Below are 3,755 nucleotides of genomic sequence, written 5' to 3' on the forward strand. Positions count from 1 at the left end.
CCCCCAGGGCCCCGTGCAGCCCCGTGCAGCCCCGTGCAGCCCCGTGCAGCCCCGGCGACGGTGCGTGAATTCCTCTCCAACCCAGCCCCGCCCGCCGACCGTTCAAGGCACGGCAGCCTGAGCTCCTACGAGCGTCATCGGGCTGGGACTTGCTGTCGTCACGTCGCTTCGAGCACGGCCCGGAGGAAGGTCTTGGTACGCTCGTTCTCCGGTGCTGTGAAGATGCGGTCCGGGACGCCGCTCTCGACGATCTGGCCCTGGTCGAACATGAGCACCCGGTCCGCGATGTCGCGGGCAAAGTTCATCTCGTGCGTGACGAGTAGCATCGTCATACCCGTCTCAGTGGCGAGATCGCGCAGCACCGCGTGCACCTCGGTGACCAGTTCCGGATCGAGGGCCGAGGTGACCTCGTCGAAGAGCATCACTTTGGGGCGCATCGCGATGGCCCGGGCGATGGCCACCCGTTGCTGCTGCCCACCGGATAATTGACTGGGTCGGGAGTCAGCCTTGTGTGCCAAGCCGACCTGGTCCAAGAGGCGGCGTGCCCGTTCTTCGGCCTCCTCACGGGAAAGCCCGAGTACGCGCATGGGCGCCTCCGCGATGTTGCGCAGGATAGTCATGTGCGGGAACAGGTTGAACTGCTGGAAGACCATGCCTATCTTCATCCGCATCTGGCGGAGATGGCGTTCGTCGGCGGGCCTTGAGGTTTCACTCCGTTCCATGTGCCAGAGCGGCTGTCCGTCAACGTAGATCTTCCCAGCGTCTGGCTGTACCAATGTCATGAGCATGCGCAGGATGGTCGTCTTTCCGGATCCACTCGGGCCGATGAGGCCGATTTTTTCACCGTCCGCGACCTCCAAGCTGAGCTTGTTAAGGACGAGGTTCTGACCGAAGGCCTTTTCCACGGAGTCGAAGCGCACCATCGGCTGTTTGGCCTCGATACCGGCGGCGGATGTGATCTCTTGTGGTTGTTCAGTGTTGCCTTGGGTGTGCCTAGTGCTGGAGAACATGACGTTCCAACCTCCTGATCAGGATTGAACATGGGTAACTCAGCGCGAGAAAGAGAAGCCCGGTTATGGTGTACGGTTCCACGAACCTGTAGACCTCGGCGCCGGCGAGTTTGGCTTGGCCGAGAACATCGAGGACCCCGATCGTCAGCAGCAGTGGCGACTCCTTGAACATCCCGATGGCATAGTTGCCAAGCGCTGGAACCATCCGTGGAATCGCCTGCGGCAGCACAACGCCGATCCACGTGCGTGGGCGTGGAAGGTTGAGCGCGCGCGCAGCCTCCCACTGGCCCGTGGGGACGGCGTCGACGCCGGCTCGGTAGACCTCGGCGGTGTAGGTGGCGTAGTGCACGCCAAGTCCTAGAACTCCTGCGGTAAGTGAATCCAGCGCGATCCCGAATTGGGGAAGGACGAAGAACCAAAGATAGAGCTGGATGAGCAATGGCGTACTGCGGACGACCTCAATGAATGCCCACACTGCCGCCCTCACGACACGGACAGGGGAGTAGCGGAGCAGGGCCAAGACAAGTCCGAGGACGAAGGCTAGAACCGAGCCAAGAACTGTGGCTTGCATGGTCACTAGAAGCCCGTTCAGTAGGCCCGGCATAATACTGGCGGCGAAATCCCAGTCCCATGCATTCGCGTTCATCGGGAAACTCCGGTGATTGATAGCGCACGTTTGGCGTTGGTTGTGCGACCTTGTTGCGGGCTCTTGCCGAGCATCCGTGCAGCACCGCGTTCGAGGAGCCGCATGGCCGCGGTGATGATGGCGGCCAGTGCGAGATACATAGCCAGCATCATGAGGAAGATCACCAGCGTCTGCCCGGGAAAGCTTGTCAGCAGCACTTGGTTGGCCTGATAAGTGATCTCATTGATGTTGATGAGTGAGGCGAGCGATGTGCCTTTCAGGACTGAGATGTAGAGGTTGTTGAACGATGGGATCATCTCGGGTATCGCCTGCGGCAGGATGACCCTGGTCATGCGCTGGATCCGGGTCAGGTTCAACGCCACAGCCCCCTCGAACTGGGCCCGGTCCACCGACTGGACGGCTCCTCGCACGATCTCCGCACCGTAGGCACCGCTGTTAAGTCCAAGGACCAGGATCCCGGCCCAGAGCGGCACAAGCTGGAACCCGACGAGGATCGGCACAGCAAAGTACATCCAGAACAACTGCACTACCTCGGAAGTTCCACGCCAGCCCTCCACATAGGCTCTGGCCATGAACCGCACAGCCACCGCGCGGTGGAGCATTGCTAGACCGACAACGAACGCGAGCACGGTGCCCAACGCACCGCCAAGCACGAAGAGCTCCACGGTGGGAATCATCCCCCTGAGCAGGACGACAAAGAAGTAACCAATGTCATTCATGACGGACGCCCGTTCACGTTGCCGAGCAGAGCTGCTGGGTCGTCAGGCCATTCGCAGGCAGGTTTTCCTTGGTAAAGCCGAACGGTTCCACGATCTTGAGCCACTCGCCGCTGTTCTGGAGTGCGCCGAGCTCCCGGTTGAACTCGTCCACGAGTTGTTGGGCGTCCTGACGAAACACGAAACCGGCAGCGGTATTCACCGGTTTGCCATTGACGGCCGGACGAAATACTGCAGCTATCTCGACTGTCGCGCCGGGGTTCTGCTTCACTAGATCCCTCGTGCTGAGGTCGCTCATGACGGCCGCATAGACGCGTCCCGCTGCCACCGCCTCAAGCATGGCTTGGCCGGATTCATAAGAGATGATGTTCTCTGCTTTGATGCCTGCACTGAGGCCATAGCCCCTCTCGACACTTGACGCTGCCATCGTGGCCTTCACATTCTTGTTGGCAATGTCTTCCAGCGTCTTGACATTCAGCGGATTGCCTTTGGGTACGATCATCCCTTCGTTCACAGTGAAGTCAGGGCGGGAGAATAGAGCGTTCTTGCAGCGCGCGGGCGTGATATACATTCCCGCGCACGCCACATCGAACTGACCGGCACTCAGGGCAGGAATGAGCTGATCGAAGGACATCTGGGTGGCCCGGATTTCGGCCACCCCGAGCTTCGCGAAGACAGCACGGGCAACCTCTGGCCCTTCACCGGTAACGCGGCCACTCTTGTCGGTGTACCCATACACCTGCGAGCCGAAGACGCCCACGTTGACAAATCCCTGTTTCCTCAGTCGGTCAAGGGAGCTCCCCGCGCTGCCGGTGCTGCTTGAGCTTGGCCCAGCGCATGACGCGAGCAGCGGTGTTGCGAGGCCGGCGGCTGCAATCAAAGTCGAGCCAGCCAAAACCGATCGGCGCGACCATTCATGGTTCTTCATTTTGGGGTGGCTTCTTCCTGTTGGTTTGCGAGGTTTGGACGCACATGTCGGCAGACACAGGCAATCGTTTCTCATCGAATGGGTTAAGTTCGCCAGTCAGATAACATCGATCTTTTTCGATAAAGTACTCTGGATGAACGATGTGTGTCAACAATCACATCGCTTTCGGCGACCCACCGCCTAAAGCGGAGCGGCCGGGAGATCCGTGAGTGGAAGTGTTTTGCCTGCCTCTCACTCGCGCTCGGCTTGGTGGCGCAGCTCGAGCGCCGTCGCACTTCCCTTCGGTCTCGAGCTGGTGAGGCTGGAAACTCGATAGCGTCGATACTATGGACGCGAGAGAAAGAATCGAATACATTCGATAGGAGGGGTAAATTGATTTGGGAGGGATCTGGCGTGAATCTTGTGGGCAGGGATGAGGGGACCGTGCTTAGGTCTGCTGATCTGGACCTTGCCGT

Annotated in this window: 4 protein-coding genes; all 4 read right to left on the reverse strand. The window is 60.0% G+C overall.

Annotation, left to right across the window (positions count from 1 at the left end):
- Positions 1 to 158: 158 nt before the first annotated feature.
- The 4 genes from ehuA to ehuB are packed head-to-tail and all read right to left on the reverse strand — an operon-like array spanning position 159 to position 3,300.
- Positions 159 to 1,010 (reverse strand): ectoine/hydroxyectoine ABC transporter ATP-binding protein EhuA, encoded by an 852-nt coding sequence (gene ehuA / locus AC3WJU_RS22225; protein WP_492260889.1) that lies wholly within the window; start codon positions 1,008 to 1,010, stop codon positions 159 to 161.
- Positions 994 to 1,656: an ectoine/hydroxyectoine ABC transporter permease subunit EhuD gene (ehuD, locus tag AC3WJU_RS22230; protein ID WP_492260890.1), complete on the reverse strand. Its 663-nt coding sequence runs from the start codon at positions 1,654 to 1,656 to the stop codon at positions 994 to 996. The genes ehuA and ehuD overlap by 17 nt, the downstream gene beginning before the upstream one ends.
- Positions 1,653 to 2,375, reverse strand: a complete 723-nt coding sequence (gene ehuC / locus AC3WJU_RS22235) for an ectoine/hydroxyectoine ABC transporter permease subunit EhuC (RefSeq protein WP_492260891.1) — start codon at positions 2,373 to 2,375, stop codon at positions 1,653 to 1,655. Before ehuC ends, ehuD begins: the two co-directional genes overlap by 4 nt.
- Before the next feature lie 13 nt (positions 2,376 to 2,388).
- Positions 2,389 to 3,300, reverse strand: coding sequence for an ectoine/hydroxyectoine ABC transporter substrate-binding protein EhuB (gene ehuB / locus AC3WJU_RS22240; RefSeq protein WP_492260892.1), 912 nt, complete (start codon positions 3,298 to 3,300; stop codon positions 2,389 to 2,391).
- Between the last annotated feature and the right edge of the window lie 455 nt (positions 3,301 to 3,755).

The sequence above is a fragment of the Arthrobacter sp. FW306-1B-F12A genome (assembly GCF_058781865.1).

Coding starts and splice junctions, on each gene's coding strand:
- ehuA (WP_492260889.1), bottom strand. CDS start 1,010: ATGTTCTCCAGCACTAGGCACACCCAAGGCAACACTGAACAACCACAA.
- ehuD (WP_492260890.1), bottom strand. CDS start 1,656: ATGAACGCGAATGCATGGGACTGGGATTTCGCCGCCAGTATTATGCCG.
- ehuC (WP_492260891.1), bottom strand. CDS start 2,375: ATGAATGACATTGGTTACTTCTTTGTCGTCCTGCTCAGGGGGATGATT.
- ehuB (WP_492260892.1), bottom strand. CDS start 3,300: ATGAAGAACCATGAATGGTCGCGCCGATCGGTTTTGGCTGGCTCGACT.